This is a genomic window from uncultured Lutibacter sp. (assembly GCF_947495725.1).
Lineage (GTDB): Bacteria > Bacteroidota > Bacteroidia > Flavobacteriales > Flavobacteriaceae > Lutibacter.
This window is the reverse complement of sequence record NZ_CANLZZ010000009.1, coordinates 42,328-62,668: the sequence shown is the minus strand read 5'-3', so window position 1 is coordinate 62,668 and position 20,341 is coordinate 42,328. Positions and strand designations below refer to the sequence as shown.

Sequence of the window (20,341 nt, the reverse complement as noted above, 5' to 3'; positions counted from 1 at the left end):
GCGTAATTCTTTATTTAACACTATGAATAAACAAGAACTTATATTACAAATTCAGAAAAAAAAATCATTTTTATGTATTGGCTTAGATGTAGATTTAACCAAAATTCCTACACATTTATTAACCAAAGAAGATCCTATTTTCGAATTTAACAAGCAAATTATTGATGCAACACATCATTTGGCTGTAGCTTATAAACCTAACACTGCTTTTTACGAAGCTTACGGTATTAAAGGTTGGCAAGCTTTAGAAAAAACAATTAATTATATAAATGCAAATTATCCTGAAGTTTTTACAATTGCCGATGCTAAGCGTGGCGACATTGGAAATACCTCAACAATGTATGCAAAAGCTTTTTTTGAAGATTTAAATTTCGATTCTGTTACCGTTGCACCTTATATGGGAAGCGACTCCGTAGAGCCATTTTTAGCTTTTGAAAATAAAACAACTATTTTATTGGCATTAACTTCTAACAAAGGAGGTTTAGATTTTCAAGGTTTAAAAACTGATAAACAAGAAATTTACAAGGAAGTTTTAGAAACTGCCATTACTTGGAAAAATTCAGAAAACTTAATGTTTGTAGTTGGAGCAACAAAAGCTGAATATTTTGAAGAGATTAGACAAATTGTACCTCATCACTTTTTATTAGTTCCTGGTGTTGGCGCACAAGGAGGAAATTTACAAGATGTTTGCAAATACGGGTTAAACAAAGATTGTGGTTTACTAATTAATTCTTCAAGAGGAATTATATATGCTGGTAACGATGAGAATTTCGCAAAAACCGCAAAAAAAGAAGCACTAAAGTTACAACAAGAAATGGAAGCTATTTTAAATGAAAATAATTAAAGATCAAATAGGAAGGGAAATTACGTTAAAATCTACACCTAAAAGAATAGTTTCTTTAGTACCATCACAAACAGAATTATTATACGATTTAGCCTTAGAAAATGAATTGGTTGGAATTACACAATTTTGTGTTCATCCTTTCCATTTAAAATCGACTAAAACAATAGTTGGAGGAACAAAAAAAGTTGACTACGAAAAAATAAAAGAGCTAAATCCCGATTTTATTCTATGCAATAAAGAAGAAAATGCATATGATATGTTACCTGAGTTAGAAAAAATAGCTCCTACTTATTTTTCTGATATCAATACCATAAACAATGCAATCGATTTAATTTTACATTTAGGTTCAATTCTAAACAGAAGAACCGAAAGTGATAATTTAGCTCATAAGATTGAATATAAATTAAACGATTTTAAAAATTTTATAAAAGACAAACCAGCTAGAAAAGTAGCTTATTTTATTTGGGCAAATCCTTGGATGGTAGCGGGAAATGACACATTTATAAATGAAATGTTACAACTAAATAAGTTTGAAAACATATATGACCATATGAGTCGTTATCCTAAAATAAATATTCAAAAACTGAGATGGGAAGGAGACCCAGAAGTTATTATTCTTTCTTCTGAACCATATAAATTTGAAGATAAACACGCTATGGAACTGGGTAGTTTTACCAACAGAGCCATTACTGTTTTTGGCGATGGAGAAATGTTTAGCTGGCCTGGATCTAGACTTCTTTTAGCTTTTGATTATTTTAAAAAATTACATGAAAAATTAGAAAGTCACTTTTAATTGTTTTATAACTAAAAAAAGCCTTTCAAATAATTATTTGAAAGGCTTTTTTTATGAGCTATTTATTATCCTGTAAAGCAAAAACCTTTTTTAATAGATCTGAAGTTCTACTTGCTACTTTTTCTCTAATTTCTTTTTCTTCAATCTCAACCATTGTAAATACACCTTTTAAGGCTTCTCCGGTAACATAATCTGTTAAATCGGGGTTTACTTTTTTAACTAAAGGAACACTGTTATATTTTGTAATTAATTCACTCCAAATTTTATCAGCTCCTACTTTTTGAAAAGAACTTTGAATAATTGGATTAAATTTTTGAGTTAACGCCTCAGTTGTTGTAGTTTTTAAATAATTAGTAGCAGCATTTTTATCTCCTAATAAAATATTTTTTGCATCATTAAAAGACATTCCCTTAATAGCATCCACAAAAATTGGTATTGCCTCACTAACTGCATCTTCTGCTGCTCTATTAAGTACTTTTAAACCTTCATCGGCCAACTTGGTTAACCCAATATTTCTAAGGGTATTATCAACCTTTTGTAATTCTTCTGGAAGTAAAATACGGGTTAATTCATTTTTATAAAATCCATCTTCAACCGCCAATTTTGTAACTTGTTTTGTTATACCATTATTTAAGGCTTCTTTTAAACCATTTCCAATTTGATCATTTGTAATTACCCCTCCATTTGTTGGTAATTGATTAATTACCTGCTGTAATTCCGAACAAGCTGTTAATTGAACTATTGTAAAAACTAATAATATTTTTTTTATCATAATTATCTTATTTATTAAATGTATCTCTTTTTTTATCATAATTATACGGACAGTGTCGACATCCATTTTTACAACAATATCCGCGTTTTAAATGATATTTTTCAGTAAAAACTTTGTAACCCTCGTCCGATAGGTAGTAATCTTCTAATTCCAATTTTTATAAATAATTTTTATTATTCTTAGATTTTACAATAATAATGAATTAAAAGTTACAAAGATTAAATCAAAATAATTTAAATTTAATGTTGAATCAATACTATTTATAGTAAAACTGTATTATTTCAAAAAAAAATGTAATCACTTTTAATTTTCTTATATTTTTAAATAAGAAATTATCTTAAAACCAACTCATTATGAACAAGAAAAAAAACGTTACCACTGCCGCAGGAGCTCCGGTTAAACATTATGAAGATTCTCAAAGTGTTGGAGCTAGAGGTCCTCTTTTATTGCAAGATTACTTTTTACACGAAAAACTTGCTCATTTTAATAGAGAACGTATTCCAGAACGAATTGTGCATGCAAAAGGATCGGGAGCATATGGTACTTTTACTGTAACACATGATATTTCAAAATATACACGCGCAAAACTATTTTCAAAAATTGGTAAAGAAACTAAAGTATTTGTTCGATTTTCAACTGTTGGAGGTGAAAAAGGATCCGCAGATACTGAACGTGACCCAAGAGGTTTTGCCGTAAAGTTTTATACTGAAGATGGAAACTGGGATTTAGTTGGAAACAACACTCCAGTTTTCTTTATTAAGGACCCAAAAAAATTCCCAGATTTTATTCACACTCAAAAAAGAGATCCTTATACTAATTGTAAATCGCCTACAATGATGTGGGATTACTGGTCTTTAAATCCAGAAAGTTTACATCAGGTTTTAATTTTAATGTCCGATAGAGGAACTCCCGTTGGTTATCGATTTATGAATGGTTATGGTAGCCATACATTCTCTCTTGTTAATGACAAAAACGAACGTGTTTATGTGAAGTTTCATTATAAAACAATGCAAGGAATTAAAACTTTTACAGATGCGGAGGCTGCTGAACTAAAATCAAAAGATCCTGATTTTTCTCAAAGAGACTTGGTAAATGCAATTGACAATGGTCATTTTCCAAAATACGCATTAAAAATTCAAGTAATGACTAATGATCAGGCAAAAACTTTCAAATGGAATCCGTTTGATTTAACAAAAGTTTGGCCTCATGCAGATTTTCCTTTAATCGATGTTGGAGTAATTGAATTAAATGAAAATCCAGATAATTACTTTGCACATGTTGAGCAATCTGCTTTTGCACCGGCAAATTTAGTCGATGGAATTGGCTTTTCACCTGATAAAATGTTACAAGGAAGAATTTTAGCCTACCCAGATGCACATAGATATAGAATTGGTGTTAATTATGATTCTTTACCTGTAAATAAATGCCCATATGCCGTAAATAACTATCATAGAGATGGAACTATGCGTTTTGATGGAAATGGAGGAAATACACCTAATTACCGTCCTAATAGTTTTGATACTCTTGTAGAAGATGATAAATACAAAGGGATACCTTACGAACTAGAAAGCAATGTTGCTGGCTATTTCGACAGAAATGAAAACGATGATGATCATTTTACACAACCAGGAAATTTATTTAAAATTATGACTCCTGAAGCCAAAGCAAATACTATTAACAATATTGTAGGCGCTATGAGTGGAATTTCCGGTATTAAAAAAGATGAAATTATTAACCGACAACTTTGTCATTGGTTTAGAGCTGACTCTCAGTTAGGAATGGGAATTGCTAAAGGATTAGGAGTAGAAATTGACCCTTCTTTTCTTAAATAAAAATTTTAAATTAATTTAAAATAAAAAAACGTTCTGAAATGTCAGAACGTTTTTTTTTACAATACTTTTATTTTATTTCAGGAGGATATTTAGACATTATTTCTCCAACAAATTCTTTTATTCTTTCCTCTTTTTTCTCAACATTCCCCGATGTTGTTAATCCTCCACTACCTATTCCTTGCCAAGCTAATTCTTTTTTATTAGCATCAATTAAATCAACAAACAAAGTTCCTTCTGTATATTTGGATATTTGCATACCAAAGTTTGGACCATAATACCAAGGATGCCATCCCATATAAAACTGATTGTTGTTATAAATATCAACTTTTTGTCTAGATTTAGTAAATATATTTACTAATAAATCTGGTGTTTCAGATTTTGTAAATCCTTTAGACAGCAATTCATTTTCAACGGCTCTTAAAATTCTACGCTTATCTAAATCAGAAATTTCTGCTTTATCTATTCCTTTTTTATAAAAAGCGAAAGTTTTATATTTTGAAAAATCGGTACTTGTATCATAATCAGATGTAACCCTAACAGAACTACAAGATGCTACTAAGAAAAGTAAAACTAACGATAGTAATTTAATTGCTTTCATTTCGAAATATTTTAAAAATTAAATCAACCTTTTATTAAAGATTAACAAATATAATTATGTTTTTCAATAATTTCTACAATAATAAAACATCAATAATCATACCAAATTAACTCTATAATAATTCCCCAATTGTTTTTATCTTTATACAAAATTGTAAGCAAAATTAATTGGCTCAATTATTGAAATATAAGAATACCATGGTTATAATTTCTAAATATTTGGTTCCTAAAAACTATGTTGGATTGACAATTTACCCTTTTATTTTCATTAAAAATAAAGCCCAAATAGAAGATGCCTATTTGTTAAATCATGAAAACATTCATTTACAACAACAAAAAGAGCTATTTTGGATTTTCTTTTTTATTCTCTATTTTACAGAATATGCTATTGGTGTTTTTAGATATAAAAACCATAACAAAGCTTACAAAAACATAAGTTTTGAAAAAGAAGCCTACAAAAACGAAAGTAATTTAAACTACCTACTATATAGAAAAAAATTTAGCTTTTTAAATTATTTTAAGTAAAAACAACCGTTTTATTATTGTAAACCATAACCTTTCTTTTTGTATGTAATTTTAAAGCCCTAGACAATACAATTTTCTCTAAATCTCTACCTTTTAAAATAAAATCTTTAATGGTGTGAGTATGCGAAACTCGGGTAATATCTTGCTCTATAATTGGTCCTTCATCTAAATCTTCTGTAACATAATGACTGGTTGCTCCAATAATTTTAACTCCTCGTTTATACGCTGAATGATAAGGTTTAGCTCCAGGGAATGCTGGTAAAAACGAATGGTGGATATTGATTATATGATCTGTATATTCAGCAATTAACTTTGAAGATATAATTTGCATATAACGTGCCAAAACAATAAAATCAACTTTATACTCTTTTAACAACCTTAACTGCTCTTCTTCAGCCTGCTGTTTTGTTTCTTTAGTCACTTTTACACAAAAATAAGGTATGTTAAACGACTTTGCAATATGCTCTAAATCTGGATGATTACTTATAATTAAAGGAATTTCAACCTCTAACTCATTTGAAATATACCTACTTAAAATATCGTATAAACAATGCTCATATTTTGAAACAAAAATTGCCATTTTTGGTTTTGAATCTGAATCATGTAACCTCCAAGTCATATCAAATTTCTTTCCAATAACTTCATTAAAAACATTTTTAAAAACTGGCAATGAAAAAACGCCTTTTGAAAATTCACATTCTAGGCGCATAAAAAACATATTATCTACCCTGTCCACATGTTGATCTATATATACAATATTACCACTTTGTTGATGAATAAAATTTGTAACAGAGGCAATAATTCCTTTACTATCTTTACAATTAATCAGAATTGTTATTCGTTTCATTTTCGATTGAATTAAGTTTCAAAAATACTAAATTTTGAATGAGATTTAACACTTTTACAATTGTTATCTAATTACTAATAAATATCATGTATTTTTAATATATTTATAATTTACAACTCAAAAACTGACTAATATTATAGAATGAATAAAATAACACCATACAAAGCCAAAAATAAAATAAGAATTGTTACTGCTGCAGCTTTATTTGACGGCCACGATGCTGCCATAAACATTATGCGACGAATAATTCAGGCAACCGGAGTTGAAGTAATTCATTTGGGTCATGATAGAAGCGTTGAAGAAGTAGTAAACTGTGCAATTGAAGAAGACGCTAATGCAATTGCTATAACTTCCTATCAAGGCGGCCATATGGAGTATTTTAAATATATGTACGATTTATTGAAGGAAAAAGGCGCTTCACAAATTAAAATATTTGGTGGCGGAGGTGGTGTAATTCTTCCTGAAGAGACTGAGGAATTAATGACCTATGGAATTACACGAATATATTCGCCAGACGATGGAAGAAAACTAGGCCTTCAAGGAATGATTAATGACATGGTTAAAGGCTGCGATTTCCCAACTGGTGAACATATAAATTTCGATGCTACCAACTTAAAAAACAAAAACGCCACACTAATTGCCCAAGCCATTTCCGGTGCTGAAAACTATTCAGTAAAACATGCCGATTTTATTTCAAAAGTTACCAAACTAGCTTCAACATCAACAATTCCTGTTTTAGGTATTACAGGAACTGGAGGTTCGGGAAAATCTTCTACAATTGATGAAATTGTAAGGCGTTTTTTACTTGATTTCCCCAACAAAACTCTTGGGATTATTTCTGTAGATCCTTCAAAAAGAAAAACTGGCGGCGCATTATTAGGTGATAGAATTAGAATGAATTCTATAAAAAATAATAGAGTTTATATGCGTTCTTTAGCAACACGTCAATCTAATTTAGCACTCTCAAAACATGTTAGTAATGCTCTTGATATTTTAAAAGTTGCTGAATTTGATTTAATTATTTTGGAAACTTCTGGAATTGGGCAAAGTGATACCGAAATTCTAGATCATTCTGATGTTTCAATGTATGTAATGACTCCTGAATATGGTGCAGCTACCCAATTGGAAAAAATTGACATGCTAGATTTTGCCGATGTTATTGCATTGAATAAATTTGATAAACGAGGAGCATTAGATGCGTTGCGTGATGTAAAAAAGCAATACCAACGTAATCATAATTTATGGGATTCATCTATTGAAGATATGCCTGTTTACGGAACCATTGCCTCGCAATTTAATGATCCCGGAACAAATGAATTGTACAAAGTTATAATTGAAAATATTTCGAATAAAACAGGAATACAATTTAATTCTTCGTTTAACTATCTAGATGAAACACCTAAAAAACAGTTTGTAATTCCTCCAAATCGCACACGCTATTTATCTGAAATAACAGAAAACAATAGACTTTATAATCAAATTGCAGAAAAGCAAAAAGAAATAGCTCAAAAGTTATACGGAATCTTTAAAACTATAGAAACTGTAGTTAAAAATAAGGTTGAATTAATTGAAAATGGTTTAGATGAAGATTCTATTTTAAATAAAATTTCTGAAAATGATTCAAAACAATTAGTTTCATTATTGTTTAAAGAGTTTGCTAAACTAAAAATGGATTTAAATCCTTACAACTGGCAGTTAATTTTAAACTGGGAAGAGAAAAAACAACGCTATAAAAATGAAATCTATACGTTTAAAGTACGTGATAAAGAGATTAATATAAAAACTCATAGCAAATCGCTATCTCATACACAAATACCAAAAGTTTCTTTACCAAAATACGAAGGCTGGGGAGATGTTTTAAAATGGATTTTACAAGAAAATGTCCCTGGAGAATTTCCATTTACATCAGGTATTTACCCTTTTAAACGCCAAGGTGAAGATCCAACACGTATGTTTGCCGGCGAAGGAGGACCAGAACGTACAAACCGAAGATTCCATTATGTCAGTTTAGGTATGCCCGCCAAACGTTTATCTACTGCTTTTGATTCGGTTACTTTATACGGTCAAGATCCAAATATACGTCCAGATATTTATGGTAAAATTGGTAATGCAGGAGTTTCTATTTGTTGTTTAGACGATGCTAAAAAATTGTATTCTGGTTTTGAATTAACCAACCCTACAACATCCGTTTCAATGACTATTAATGGTCCAGCTCCAATGTTATTAGGATATTTTATGAATGCTGCTATTGACCAAGAATGTGAAAAACACATTTCAGAAAATGGGTTAAATAATAAAATTGAAGAAAAAATCACATCAATTTATAAAGCAAAAGATGTTGAGCGCCCAAAATATCATGGTGAATTACCTGAAGGAAATAATGGTTTAGGCTTGTTTTTATTAGGAGTTACTGGAGATGAAGTTTTACCTTCAGAAATCTATCAAAAAATTAAAGCTGAAACTATTTCTAAAGTTAGAGGAACTGTACAAGCAGATATTTTAAAAGAAGATCAGGCTCAAAATACTTGTATTTTTTCTACTGAATTCGCACTTCGCTTAATGGGTGATGTTCAGGAATATTTCATTCAAAATAATATTAGAAATTTTTATTCGGTTTCCATTTCTGGATATCATATTGCAGAAGCTGGTGCTAATCCAATTTCACAATTAGCTTTTACTTTAGCTAATGGATTTACTTATGTAGAGTATTATATTTCAAGAGGAATGGACATTAATAAATTCGGCCCAAACTTATCGTTCTTTTTCTCAAACGGAATTGATCCAGAATATGCTGTTATTGGAAGAGTTGCAAGAAAAATTTGGGCAAAAGCAATGAAGGAAAAATATGGAGCAAATGAACGTGCTCAAATGTTAAAATATCATATTCAAACTTCTGGACGCAGTTTACATGCACAGGAAATTGACTTTAATGATATTAGGACAACACTTCAAGCGTTGTATGCAATTTACGATAATTGCAATAGTTTGCACACAAATGCGTACGATGAAGCAATTACAACTCCAACCGAAGAAAGTGTGAGACGTGCAATGGCTATTCAACTAATTATAAATAAAGAATTAGGACTAACTAAAAATGAAAATCCAATTCAAGGTGCGTTTATTATTGAAGAACTTACCGATTTAGTTGAAGAAGCTATTTATATTGAATTTGACAGAATAACAGAACGCGGTGGAGTTTTAGGCGCAATGGAAACTATGTATCAACGTAGTAAAATTCAAGAAGAAAGCCTGTATTACGAAACCTTAAAACATAATGGAAAATTTCCAATTATTGGTGTTAATACATTTTTAAGCAGTAAAGGTTCTCCAACTATTTTACCGCAAGAAGTTATTAGAGCAACGGAAGAAGAAAAACAACTACAAATTAATGCAGTTAAAAATATTCACTCTAAAAACACTGTAAAAACAAAAGAGCAATTAAAACTACTTAAGCAAAAAGCTATTAAAAATGAAAATATATTCGAACAATTAATGGAGGTTTGTAAAGTATGTTCAATTGGTCAAATTACGGATGCGTTGTTTGAGGTTGGTGGTGAATATAGAAGGAATATGTAACAATAGTATAAAAGATAAATAAACTAATTTTACTTAGAGTTTTATAAAATAGAATTCACATAGCTTTTATGTATTCTGCGTAATTGTATTAACTCTTTTCTTAACATTTTCACAAAATCTTTACCCTGAATTTTTGTACGTTCCAGCTTAATACAATTAAAATACAACCTATCAATTAAAAATTGAAGTGACTTTGCATACTTTAGCTTAACTATTGGGTTCATTTGAATTTCAGTTTCTGCAATTTTAGGTACTAACCCCAATGAATCCATTACCAAGTTATTTGCATACTTATCACACTCTTTACTTGATGTATACATAGAATACAAATCTTTATCATTAGTTACATAAGCCGCTACATTTCGTGTAAGACGAAAAATATCAATTGACTTTTGATAAATTTTTGAACCACTTAAACTGTTATTTGAATTATTCAACATTTCTTTACAATAGTTAAAACAAATTTACTTCGACCTTGTTAAAATTAGATTTAAATTTTAAACTTACAAACTTAATAAACTTTAAATTTTAATAATTATACACGTATATGCTTTTAAATATGAAAATAGACAATATTGATTGGAAAATTTTGAATACGCGTTAAAAAAACACCCTACAATCCAACACCCAAATTGCAAAACACGTAAAAACCACTTAATTCACTATTGATGAGCGTATTATAAAAATAAAAAAACAATCCTATTGTAAAAAGCTACCGCTTAACTTCTAATTCTTAAATTTTTAACTAACTACCTGAAAAATGGCAGCGGCATAGATAGCAAATCTAGCAAAACGCAATAAACCAAAAAGCAACACTCCTTTAATTGGGTACTTAATCATACCTGCCGCTAAACAAGTTATGGAAAAAGGAACAGGTAATAAGGCCCCTACAACAATTAAAAAACCACCCCATTTTTTGGTGTTTTTTAAATGTTTTGACATTTTAGTTTCAAAGTAATTTTTAACTTTTTCTATTGTTAAAATTGCTTTTCCTATAAAGAAAGAAATGACACCACCAACATAAGAAATAAAGGCTAAAAGCACCAAATTAAAAATAGGTTCAGATGTTTTTTTAGACCAAGCAATAAAAATTTCAGGAGGAATTAACCCTAAAAAAGATTCAGACAAAAAGAAAACTGTAAACACTTGAATATCAGTAAATGTATCGGTAAAATGTTTTAGTCCTTCATTAACATTATAAACATAATTATTAAATAATAATAGCGCAATTATAACAATTACCACAGGCCATAATGCCTTTTTTAAACTTTTACCAATAAACGCGTAAAAACCAGTATAGGAATAATACTGATGAAGCAACTCAATTTTTGATTTTTTTTGTGTTTTAGTTTTATTTTTCATTAATAATCTCCTCTCTGTTTCAATAGCTTAATAAAATTTCTTCTCATTTTTTTAAGCGTACAAAAATAGTTAGTTTTACTTAAAAAAGTGAAAATAAAATGTTAATTATCAAATCTGAAAGCAATTTTTAACAATTTAAATTGAATTACGTTTCCCTATCAATAATAGTTAATGCAAGTCTAATTTTAAAATATTCAATTTCTGCGTTCAAATGCTCGTAATATGGCTTTAAAGCTTGAGGACTTTCTAGCTCATCTTTTGTTTGTCTTATTTTCTCAACTTCTTCCTTTGTTACAAAATCATAAATTTCAATATCCTTTCCCTCGGTATACAGCAAAGCCAAATGTGAAAAGATAGTTGTCGATTTTAAACTACGCTTATCAGCAATTTCATCAATTGTTAAACCTTCTTTATATAAATCGTATGTAATTTTGTGTGTATCTTTCTTTTTTTTTGTTTTTCTTTTCTCGTTTGAAAAAGCTATAATTTCCGCTATAAAATCTTCTCCATAAACCTCTAATTTTCGGCGCCCTACTCCACTTATTTCTAAAAAATCCGATTCACTCATTGGCCTTGCTCTTTCCATTTCCTTAAGCGAAGCATCACTAAAAACCAAATATGCCGGAATATTCTCTGCTAAAGCAATTTCTTGTCGTAATTTCCTCAATCGTTCAAATAATGAATCTTTCTTAGCTTTTGGTGTTTTTGCAACTTTTATTGATTTTTCAGAAACACTTGGTTCTTTATACTCAACTGGTTTTGTTAAATTAACTTGCTCATTTTCAAATAATACTTTTTTAGAAAAACTAGTTAATTGCAGTGCGTTATTTTTATGAAACGCAATTTCACAATAACCTTGATTTGTTAGTTGAATTAAATATTGCTGCCAATCTCTCCAAGAAATATCACTTCCAACTCCGTGGGATTTCAACTTGTCGTATCCTTTTTCTAAAACTGATGCATTATGTGCACCTCTTAATACATCAATTACCATACCAATAGCTTCGCTTTCCTTTAACCGTGTAATTACCGAAAGTGCTTTTTGAGCTATAATAGTACCATTAAAAAATTGTGGAGGGTTTTTACATACATCACAATTACCACAATTTTTAGCTAATAATTCACCAAAATAACTCAATAAAATTTTTCTTCTACAAGTAGTTGCTTCAGAAAACTGCTTCATTCTTTCCAATTTTGCAGCCTGAACCTCTTCATTTGAAGCTCCACTCATAAATTTTTTCAACTGAATTACATCGGAATAACTATGAAATAATAAGGCATTTGCTTTTAATCCATCTCTTCCACAACGCCCAATTTCCTGGTAATAACCTTCAATGTTTTTAGGCATATTAAAATGAATAACCCATCGTACATTGGATTTGTCAATCCCCATTCCAAAAGCAATAGTAGCGCAAACTACTTTTGTTTTATCATAAATAAAATCTTCTTGTGTTTTAGAACGTTCTGCAAAATTTAATCCTGCGTGGTAAGGCGCCGCATTAATTCCATTTTGTTTTAATTTTGCCGCAGTTTGTTCCGTTCCTTTTCTACTTAAGCAATAAATAATACCCGACTCATTTGGTTGCTTTCTAATAAATTTAATTATTTGAGAAATTCGATCATTTGCAATACGAACTTCTAATTCTATATTTTTTCTATCAAAAGAAGAAATAAACTGTGTTGCTTTAGGAATATTTAATTGCTCAACAATATCTGCTCTTGTAGCTTTATCTGCAGTTGCAGTTAATGCAATAATTGGCGTATTTGGAAGTGTTTGTTTTAAAAAACCAAGTTGCTGATAGGATGGACGAAAATCGTGTCCCCAAGAAGAAATACAGTGCGCTTCATCTATAGCCACACAACTAATATGCTCTTCTGTTAAAATATTTTGAAGAAATGACAAACTCTCTGGTGCAACATATAACAACTTCAATTCTTTACTAAATATTTTTTCAAACACTTCCTCTTGCTCAAAACTTTCTTGACTGCTATTGTAAAAATCTGCTGAAATTCCATTCGCATTTAAACCATCAACTTGGTCTTTCATTAGGGCTATTAATGGCGATATTACAAGTGTTAAGCCTTCAAATAACAATGCTGGTAATTGAAAACAAATGGACTTACCTCCACCAGTTGGCATAATAACTAAATTATCCCTTTTTTGAAGTACCGATTCTACAATTTTTTGTTGCTCATCTCTAAAAGTATCGTAACCAAAATAGGTTTTTAATGTAGGTTGTAATTTCTCTTGTAGGTCTTTTGATAGCATTTAACTAATTTTCGACAAAAGTACGTTAATTAACAAATTAGAAAAAATTGAATTTCAAAGCAATTATTGCTTCTTAATTTATACATACGTTAATGATATGGATATACATTTAAGATATCTTAAAATATTAACCTAATAGTATGGATTTCTGCTATTTTACCCTTGTGTTCTTTCAAAAAAATGATGTTCCCCTCACAAAACTTTCGTAATTTTGCCAACTTAAAAGTTTGAACAAAAAACTAAAATAAAAAACATGAGTAAAATAATGACAGTCGACATATTGTCGAGTATTAAAGGAGCACAGCCCTCAGAGACCGTGAACAAATTATTTGAGGTAATTAAAAATGCACAACCAAATAATAATAACTCTTCTAATAATGTCAATTATAATTGTGTTTCAGTAAATGATTTAAGAGAAGATGTTGTTATAGAGAGCCCAATTTTGGAAAAACAAATTATTAAAGAAAACTTTCCAAAAGAAAAAAACGGGTATTTAGTAGTTTCAAAAGTGATAGAAGACTAATATGGATTCGCAAATAAAACAGCTTCACCAGCAATTGGTGAACAAGGAAATATCTTGTACAACCTTAGTTCAAGAGAGATTAGATTTACTAAAAAAGAACACCTACAACTCGGTTAATTCATTATTAGAAGATACTGCTTTGGCTTTAGCTACAAAGGTTGATGCTAAAATTGCAAACGGTGAAGAAATTGGTTTGTTGGAAGGAATTCCTTTTGGAATTAAAGATGTATATATGGTTCAAGGAACTTACACTACAGCTAGTTCTGACTTGTTAAAAAATTACAAATCGGCTTACACGGCAACTGCCATTCAAAAACTATTAGATGCAGGAGCAATTCCATTAGTAAAAGAAAACTGTGATAGTTTTGGTCACGGTTCTTCAAGTGAAAATACTATTTTTGGCGCCGTAAAAAATGCTATTAATCCGGAATTGGTTGCTGGAGGATCAAGTGGTGGATCGGCAGTAAATGTAGCAAAAGATTACACTGTTTTTTCAATTGGTGGAGATACTGGAGGTTCTATTCGCCAGCCGGCTGGTTACAATAAAATTTATGGCTTAAAACCAACTTATGGTCGTATTTCTAGATATGGAATTATGGCTTATGCGTCCTCTACAGACTGTGTGGGACCTTTAGCAAAAACTATTGAAGATATTCGTATTGTACTTAATGTAATGAGTGGAAAAGATGGCAAAGATCAAACCACACACACATCTTCTCAAATTAATGAAGAAGCTATTAAAACTAACAATGTAAAAACTGTTGGTTACTTTAAAAACTTTATTGATAACGACGCAATTGATCCAAAAATAAAAGCTGACTTTTTAGCTGCTATTGAAAAAATAAAAGCAACGGGAATAGAAGTAAGAGAATTAGATTTCTTTAAATCTGATACTTTAGTTTCAACGTATTATACTTTGGCAATGGCCGAAACTGCTTCTAACTTATCACGATTAGATGGAACCAATTACGGAAACAGAATTGAAGGTGAAAATTTGAAAGACACTTATTCAATAACTCGCTCCGAAAATTTTTCAGAAGAATCTAAACGACGAATAGTTGGGGGAAATCAAGTTTTATCTCAGGGATTTTCAGATGAAATTTATTTAAAAGGTTTGGCTTTAAGAGATCAAATTTCACAAAATTTTGAAAAGGATTTTGAAGAAGTTGATTTAATCATTTCTCCCGTTACACCAAATTCACCTCCAAAAATTGGTGATAGTTTAAAAGATCCTTTAGCAATGTATTTATCAGATGCTTATACAGTTGGTTTTAGTTTAGGTCAATTACCTACACTTACTGTACCGCAAGGAACGGAAACTGGTTTACAAATTACAGCTGCAAAAAATCAAGAACAAACAATATTGAAGTTTGCTAACTTCTTAAAAGAAACAATATAATGGAATTGGAACAATTAACCGCCGCTATAAAAGCGCACGATTTAGAATTGGTAATCGGACTTGAAACACACGTTCGATTAAATACCAAAACGAAGTTGTTTTGTTCTTGTCCAAATCAAGAAATTGAAACACCAAACGAAAATATATGTTCAGTATGTACTGGGCAAATGGGAGTTTTACCATCTATAAATAAAGAAGCAATTTCTAAAGCTATTTATTTTGGAAAAGCTGTAAAATCCACCTTTAAAAACGAAGTAATATCTTGGGATAGAAAACATTACGAATACCCAGACAACCCGAAAAACATTCAAATTACACAGTATCACAATCCGGTAATTCCAGATGGTGAAGTTTCGTGTTTTAGAAATGATGGTTCACAATTTACTGTAAATTTAACACAAGTTCATATTGAGGAAGATGCTGCAAAACTAGTGCACGAAAAAAATATTTCGTTAGTAGATTTTAATAAAGCTGGTGTTCCTCTTATTGAAATTGTGACAGATCCTTGTATTCGCAATATTGAAGATGCTTCTACCTATGCACAGTACATTCAACGAATTGTACAAAACTTAGGAATTTCTGAGGCTAACTTAGAAAAAGGAGAATTTAAATCGGACGTTTCTGTTTCTATTCGTAAAAAACGTAGCTACGATTTAAATCCACGAACAGAAATTAAAAACTTAAACTCGTTTAAGTTTATGGTTGATGCATTAAAAGAAGAAGTTGAAAAACAATTTAATTATTACATTGAACATAAAGAATTTAGACCCGATCAAACAACCGTTTTATGGGATGCAGATTTAAAGCAAACTAAAACAATGCGTAAAAAAGAATTTGAAGCAGATTACCGCTTTATTTCTGAACCAGATTTACCGTTTGTTAGCATAAAAAAAGAAATTGAAGAAATTAAAGTTGATACTAGTGTACTTCCTTATGCTGTGGAATCAATTTTAATTGGTGGTGGAGTACTACCACAAGATGCTAAGTTTTTCACAGCCGATTCATTGCGTTCGCAAACTTTTGTTGCAATTAATAATGAGTTAAAAGATCCTTCGTTTGTTGCTAAAACTTTAGCAAATAATATCAAAGCTGAAGATTATGCCAAAATTAATAACATAAACCATTTAATAGAAATTTTCCAATTATTTAAAGCAGAGAAAATTACTGCGGTTCTTGTTCAAAATGCAATAACAGCTTATTTAGTTGACCGAACGTTTGACTACAATAAATACTTTGAAGAAAACACTATTTCAGAAGAGAAGATTAATGAAGTAATTTCTAAAGTAATTTCAGAAAATAAAGTTGTAGCAGATGAAATTAAAGCTGGAAACCAAGGAAAAGCAGGTATTTTAGTTGGTAAAGTAATAGCTATTATTGGTAAAGGTGCTTCAGGAAAAGTTATTCGTCAGAATATTATTGATACTTTGGGTGCTGCTGCAATTTCTGAAAAGAAAAAAACTTTTGGTGAACTTCCAAAAGCAAAAGTTTCGGCCGAAAAGGTTGAATTGGAAGATGCGCTACCAGAAATTCCTATTGTTATTAAAGATAATTATAGAACTCATAAAATCACTGATTTATCAAATGCAACGGTTTCAGAAAAAGTAACTTTGGCTGGTTGGGTTGCTAGTGTGCGTGACCACGGAGAACTTATTTTTATTGATTTACGTGATTCAAGTCAAGAGGTTTTCCAAGTTCGTTTAAGCAGAGAATCATTTCCAAATTTAGACGAATTAGTAAAACTTAAACCAGAATCTGTAATAAGTGTAACAGGAATTGTGGTTGTTAGAAATGAAGATGATTTTAACCCGAGTTTACGTACAGGGAAAATTGAATTAGAAACTTCTGAATTAGATATTTTAAACCTTTCTAAAACATTACCTTTTGAAATTAAGAGGGCAACAAAAACAAACGAAAATGTTCGTTTTCAATACAAGTTTTTAGATCATAGAAACGATGATGTAAAAAGAGCAATTGTAAACCGACATAAGGTTATAAAATTGTTACGTGATATTTTAGATGAAGAAGAGTTTTTAGAAATTGAAACACCTATTTTAAGTGCCGGAACAGATGAAGGGGCACGTGAATTTATAGTTCCAACTCGTAAACAAGCTGGAAGTTTTTACACTTTACCACAAGCACCTCAACAATTTAAACAAATGTTAATGGTTAGTGGCTATGAAAAATATTTCCAAGTTGCACGTTGTTTTAGAGATGAAGATTCTCGTGGTGATCGTCAGCCCGAATTTACACAATTAGATATTGAAATGGCCTATGCAAGTATGCAGCAAATTATAGATTTAAACACTAAAATGTTTAATGAAATAGTTAAAAAAATATATGGTAAAAAATGGATTTTACGTCCATTTGAGGTAATTACCTATAAAGACGCAATGGATAAATATGGTTGTGACAGACCAGATTTACGCTACGGTTTACAAATGCAAGATATTACTGATATTGTAAAAGATACAACATTCCAAGTTTTTAGTAAACCAATTGAAGATGGCGGAATTGTTAAATGTATTAGAGTTTCTGCAAAAGAACAAGGTGGAAAGCGAATGACTAAAGGTCAGATCGAGAATTTAACTGCTATTGCACAATTTAATGGACTTGGTGGATTGGCTTATATTATTGTAAATGAAAACGATTTACAATCGCCTATTATTAAGTTTTTAGGCGAAGAAATTGCTGCAAAAATTATTGCTGCAACCAATGCTCAAGTTGGTGATATTGTATTCTTTTCTGCTGCCGATTATGCAACAGCTAATAAAGCTTTAGATGCAGTGCGTCAAGAAATGGGTAAACTATTACGCTTAATAAATCCTAAAGAATTAAGACCTGCTTGGGTTGTAGATTTTCCAATGTTTGAAAAAACAGATGAAGGAAGATGGACATTTACACACAATCCGTTTTCTATGCCAGCAATTTACGATTTAGAAAAGCATATGAACGGAAATGAAGATGAAATTGGAACAATTATAGCTCAACAATACGACTTAATTTTAAATGGATTTGAAATTGGTGGAGGATCAGTTCGTGCACATAAGTCCGAAATTTTAGAAGCAACTTATAGAAATATGGGTTACAATAAAGAAGAAATGATAAAAAGTGTTGGAACTATGTACAAAGCTTTCCAATATGGTGCGCCTCCACACGGTGGAATTGCTTGGGGAGTTGATCGGTTAATGATGATACTAGAGAAAAAGAACTCTATTAGAGATGTAATGGCATTTCCTAAAACAGGAACAAGTGAAGATTTACTTTTTGGAGCCCCTTCCCTATTATCAGATAAAAAGATTGAAGAACAAAATGTGAAAGTTATTAGATAATTAACTTTTTCATTTCAAATAAAAAGTCCTATTTATATACTAAATAGGACTTTTATTTTTAGTAATATTATAGTTTAATAAAACAACTTATGGAACAATTTACATTAATTACGGCAAGTATTTTAGGAGGATTATCGGTAATTTTTGGAGCTTTTGGAGCTCACGCTTTAAAAAAAATACTATCAGAAGAGCAACTAAAAAGTTTTGAAACTGGTGTAAAATATCAAATGTACCACGCTATTGTACTTTTAATAATTGGATTCAATTTTAATTTTGAAACTACTTCAGAAACATATATGGTTTACAGTTTTATAATTGGAATCTTATTATTTTCTTTTAGTATATATGGGTTGGTTATTTCTTCTGCAAAAAACAGAAAATTGAAATTTTTAGGTCCAATAACACCTCTTGGCGGTTTATTTTTAATTATTGGTTGGGGTTTATTAATAGTTTCTATAAAAACCGGATTTTAGCAAACTGAATCAAATTTTAATTATATTTGATTCATACTCGTATTTAAACTCTTTAAAATGAACTATTTTCAAACACTTTGTTTAGCATTTTTTTTATTCCTAAATTGTAATCAAGAAGCACCAAAATTAGTAAATGTTACTTCAAATACTGGAGACAAGCCATTTCAATTTAAAGCTGAACTTGTTGTTGACAAATTAGATCAGGCTTGGGGAATGGCGTTTTTACCTGATGGATCGATGCTAATTTCAGAAAAAAAAGGAGATTTAATTCATTTTAAAAATGGAGTTAAAACTCTTATTTCAAATGTTCCTGAAATTATTGTTCAAGGGCAAGGTGGTTTTATGGATATTCAACTAGACCCCGATTATAAAAATACGGGGTGGATTTATTTTTCTTACGCTTCAAATATTGAAAAAGATAATAAAGGTGCAAATACAACTATTGCTAGAGCTAAACTAACAGGTAATTCTTTAACCAATTTAGAAGTTTTGTATAAAGCAACACCAAACACCAAAAAAGGTCAACATTTTGGTTCTAGAATTGTTTTTGACAAAGAAGGATTTTTATATTTCTCTGTTGGTGATAGAGGAAAAAGAGATGAAAATCCACAAAGTCTTCAAAAAGATGGAGGAAAAATTTACCGAATACATAAAGATGGGAGTATTCCAACGTCTAACCCATTTTACAATACGCCAAATGCAAAAAAAGCTACCTATTCATACGGTCATAGAAATCCGCAAGGAATGATTTTACATCCTGAAACTGGTGAAATTTGGTTGCACGAGCACGGTCCACAAGGTGGTGATGAAATTAATATTGTTAAACCTGGGAAAAATTATGGTTGGCCAAAAGCTTCTTATGGAATCAACTATAACGGTACAACTTTTACTGAAAACAAAACATTACCTGGAATGGAAAACCCAATTCATTATTGGGTTCCTTCAATTGCACCTAGTGGAATGGCATATGTAACAAGCAACAAATACCCAAATTGGAAAGGGAATATTTTGGTAGGTTCGTTAAAATTTCAATATTTAGATAGATGTGTTATTTCTGATAATAAAGTAGTTGAAGAAGAAAAATTAATGGAAGATATTGGACGAATTAGAACTGTTGTTCAGGCACCCGATGGATATATTTATGTTTCTGTTGAATTTAAAGGAATTTACAGATTAACACCCATTAATTAAAAGTTATAC

General features: G+C 30.4%; 17 protein-coding genes. 10 read left to right on the top strand and 7 right to left on the bottom strand.

The genetic code is table 11. The annotated features are described in order from the left end of the window. The first annotated feature begins 22 nt into the window (after positions 1-22). Together pyrF and Q0776_RS17260 are read left to right on the top strand one after the other, a co-directional pair. Positions 23-844, top strand: a complete 822-nt coding sequence (gene pyrF / locus Q0776_RS17265; RefSeq protein ID WP_298371109.1) for an orotidine-5'-phosphate decarboxylase — start codon at positions 23-25, stop codon at positions 842-844. After that, on the top strand, positions 831-1,637 hold the full coding sequence (locus Q0776_RS17260) for a helical backbone metal receptor (protein WP_298371106.1): 807 nt from the start codon (positions 831-833) through the stop codon (positions 1,635-1,637). Before pyrF ends, Q0776_RS17260 begins: the two co-directional genes overlap by 14 nt. A gap of 58 nt (positions 1,638-1,695) precedes the next feature. On the opposite strand, the gene Q0776_RS17255 is transcribed toward Q0776_RS17260, so the two are convergent. Both Q0776_RS17255 and Q0776_RS17250 read right to left on the bottom strand, forming a co-directional pair. Continuing rightward, positions 1,696-2,406: a DUF4197 domain-containing protein gene (locus Q0776_RS17255; protein ID WP_298371184.1), complete on the bottom strand. Its 711-nt coding sequence runs from the start codon at positions 2,404-2,406 to the stop codon at positions 1,696-1,698. Positions 2,407-2,416: 10 nt separating this feature from the next. Continuing rightward, entirely contained in the window at positions 2,417-2,563 is a 147-nt protein-coding gene (locus tag Q0776_RS17250; RefSeq protein WP_298371103.1) for a DUF5522 domain-containing protein, read from the bottom strand. A 199-nt stretch (positions 2,564-2,762) separates the two neighbouring features. Here Q0776_RS17250 and Q0776_RS17245 point away from each other — a divergent pair, with 199 nt between their 5' ends. Beyond that, on the top strand, positions 2,763-4,241 hold the full coding sequence (locus Q0776_RS17245) for a catalase (RefSeq protein WP_298371101.1): 1,479 nt from the start codon (positions 2,763-2,765) through the stop codon (positions 4,239-4,241). 67 nt (positions 4,242-4,308) lie between these two features. On the opposite strand, the gene Q0776_RS17240 is transcribed toward Q0776_RS17245, so the two are convergent. Continuing rightward, positions 4,309-4,839 (bottom strand): DUF4136 domain-containing protein, encoded by a 531-nt coding sequence (locus Q0776_RS17240; protein WP_298371099.1) that lies wholly within the window; start codon positions 4,837-4,839, stop codon positions 4,309-4,311. Positions 4,840-5,018: 179 nt separating this feature from the next. On the opposite strand from Q0776_RS17240, the gene Q0776_RS17235 reads away from it, so the two are divergent. Further along, entirely contained in the window at positions 5,019-5,363 is a 345-nt protein-coding gene (locus Q0776_RS17235) for a hypothetical protein (RefSeq protein WP_366139416.1), read from the top strand. Here Q0776_RS17235 and purU read toward each other — a convergent pair. Beyond that, entirely contained in the window at positions 5,356-6,210 is an 855-nt protein-coding gene (gene purU / locus Q0776_RS17230) for a formyltetrahydrofolate deformylase (protein ID WP_298371097.1), read from the bottom strand. The genes Q0776_RS17235 and purU overlap by 8 nt on opposite strands. 141 nt (positions 6,211-6,351) lie before the next feature. Here purU and Q0776_RS17225 point away from each other — a divergent pair, with 141 nt between their 5' ends. Beyond that, complete coding sequence (locus Q0776_RS17225) at positions 6,352-9,786, top strand: methylmalonyl-CoA mutase family protein (RefSeq protein ID WP_298371095.1); 3,435 nt, start codon at positions 6,352-6,354, stop codon at positions 9,784-9,786. A gap of 41 nt (positions 9,787-9,827) precedes the next feature. On the opposite strand, the gene Q0776_RS17220 is transcribed toward Q0776_RS17225, so the two are convergent. The 3 genes from Q0776_RS17220 to recQ form a co-directional block, all read right to left on the bottom strand. Next, positions 9,828-10,226, bottom strand: coding sequence for a hypothetical protein (locus Q0776_RS17220; RefSeq protein ID WP_298371093.1), 399 nt, complete (start codon positions 10,224-10,226; stop codon positions 9,828-9,830). A gap of 301 nt (positions 10,227-10,527) precedes the next feature. Next, positions 10,528-11,148, bottom strand: a complete 621-nt coding sequence (locus Q0776_RS17215) for a short-chain dehydrogenase (RefSeq protein WP_298371091.1) — start codon at positions 11,146-11,148, stop codon at positions 10,528-10,530. A 145-nt stretch (positions 11,149-11,293) separates the two neighbouring features. Beyond that, the gene (gene recQ, locus Q0776_RS17210; RefSeq protein WP_298371088.1) at positions 11,294-13,417 is read right to left on the bottom strand and encodes a DNA helicase RecQ; all 2,124 of its coding nucleotides are present in this window, start codon (positions 13,415-13,417) and stop codon (positions 11,294-11,296) included. A 253-nt stretch (positions 13,418-13,670) separates the two neighbouring features. On the opposite strand from recQ, the gene Q0776_RS17205 reads away from it, so the two are divergent. The 5 genes from Q0776_RS17205 (at position 13,671) to Q0776_RS17185 (ending at position 20,332) form a co-directional block, all read left to right on the top strand. After that, positions 13,671-13,940 carry a hypothetical protein gene (locus tag Q0776_RS17205; protein ID WP_298371085.1) on the top strand — a complete coding sequence of 90 codons (270 nt, stop codon included), beginning with the start codon at positions 13,671-13,673 and terminating at the stop codon, positions 13,938-13,940. Between the two features lies 1 nt (position 13,941). Continuing rightward, a complete protein-coding gene (locus tag Q0776_RS17200; protein WP_298371083.1) occupies positions 13,942-15,339 on the top strand; it encodes an amidase in 1,398 nt (465 codons plus the stop codon). Next, positions 15,339-18,668 (top strand): bifunctional amidotransferase subunit GatB/aspartate--tRNA ligase AspS, encoded by a 3,330-nt coding sequence (gene gatB/aspS / locus Q0776_RS17195; RefSeq protein ID WP_298371080.1) that lies wholly within the window; start codon positions 15,339-15,341, stop codon positions 18,666-18,668. The genes Q0776_RS17200 and gatB/aspS overlap by 1 nt, the downstream gene beginning before the upstream one ends. A gap of 89 nt (positions 18,669-18,757) precedes the next feature. Then, positions 18,758-19,141, top strand: coding sequence for a DUF423 domain-containing protein (locus Q0776_RS17190; protein WP_298371077.1), 384 nt, complete (start codon positions 18,758-18,760; stop codon positions 19,139-19,141). Positions 19,142-19,198: 57 nt separating this feature from the next. Next, positions 19,199-20,332 carry a PQQ-dependent sugar dehydrogenase gene (locus Q0776_RS17185; protein WP_298371074.1) on the top strand — a complete coding sequence of 378 codons (1,134 nt, stop codon included), beginning with the start codon at positions 19,199-19,201 and terminating at the stop codon, positions 20,330-20,332. Positions 20,333-20,341 lie beyond the last annotated feature (9 nt).

Coding starts and splice junctions, on each gene's coding strand:
- pyrF (WP_298371109.1), top strand. CDS start 23: ATGAATAAACAAGAACTTATATTACAAATTCAGAAAAAAAAATCATTT.
- Q0776_RS17260 (WP_298371106.1), top strand. CDS start 831: ATGAAAATAATTAAAGATCAAATAGGAAGGGAAATTACGTTAAAATCT.
- Q0776_RS17245 (WP_298371101.1), top strand. CDS start 2,763: ATGAACAAGAAAAAAAACGTTACCACTGCCGCAGGAGCTCCGGTTAAA.
- Q0776_RS17240 (WP_298371099.1), bottom strand. CDS start 4,839: ATGAAAGCAATTAAATTACTATCGTTAGTTTTACTTTTCTTAGTAGCA.
- purU (WP_298371097.1), bottom strand. CDS start 6,210: ATGAAACGAATAACAATTCTGATTAATTGTAAAGATAGTAAAGGAATT.
- Q0776_RS17225 (WP_298371095.1), top strand. CDS start 6,352: ATGAATAAAATAACACCATACAAAGCCAAAAATAAAATAAGAATTGTT.
- Q0776_RS17220 (WP_298371093.1), bottom strand. CDS start 10,226: ATGTTGAATAATTCAAATAACAGTTTAAGTGGTTCAAAAATTTATCAA.
- Q0776_RS17215 (WP_298371091.1), bottom strand. CDS start 11,148: ATGAAAAATAAAACTAAAACACAAAAAAAATCAAAAATTGAGTTGCTT.
- recQ (WP_298371088.1), bottom strand. CDS start 13,417: ATGCTATCAAAAGACCTACAAGAGAAATTACAACCTACATTAAAAACC.
- Q0776_RS17205 (WP_298371085.1), top strand. CDS start 13,671: ATGAGTAAAATAATGACAGTCGACATATTGTCGAGTATTAAAGGAGCA.
- Q0776_RS17200 (WP_298371083.1), top strand. CDS start 13,942: ATGGATTCGCAAATAAAACAGCTTCACCAGCAATTGGTGAACAAGGAA.
- gatB/aspS (WP_298371080.1), top strand. CDS start 15,339: ATGGAATTGGAACAATTAACCGCCGCTATAAAAGCGCACGATTTAGAA.
- Q0776_RS17190 (WP_298371077.1), top strand. CDS start 18,758: ATGGAACAATTTACATTAATTACGGCAAGTATTTTAGGAGGATTATCG.
- Q0776_RS17185 (WP_298371074.1), top strand. CDS start 19,199: ATGAACTATTTTCAAACACTTTGTTTAGCATTTTTTTTATTCCTAAAT.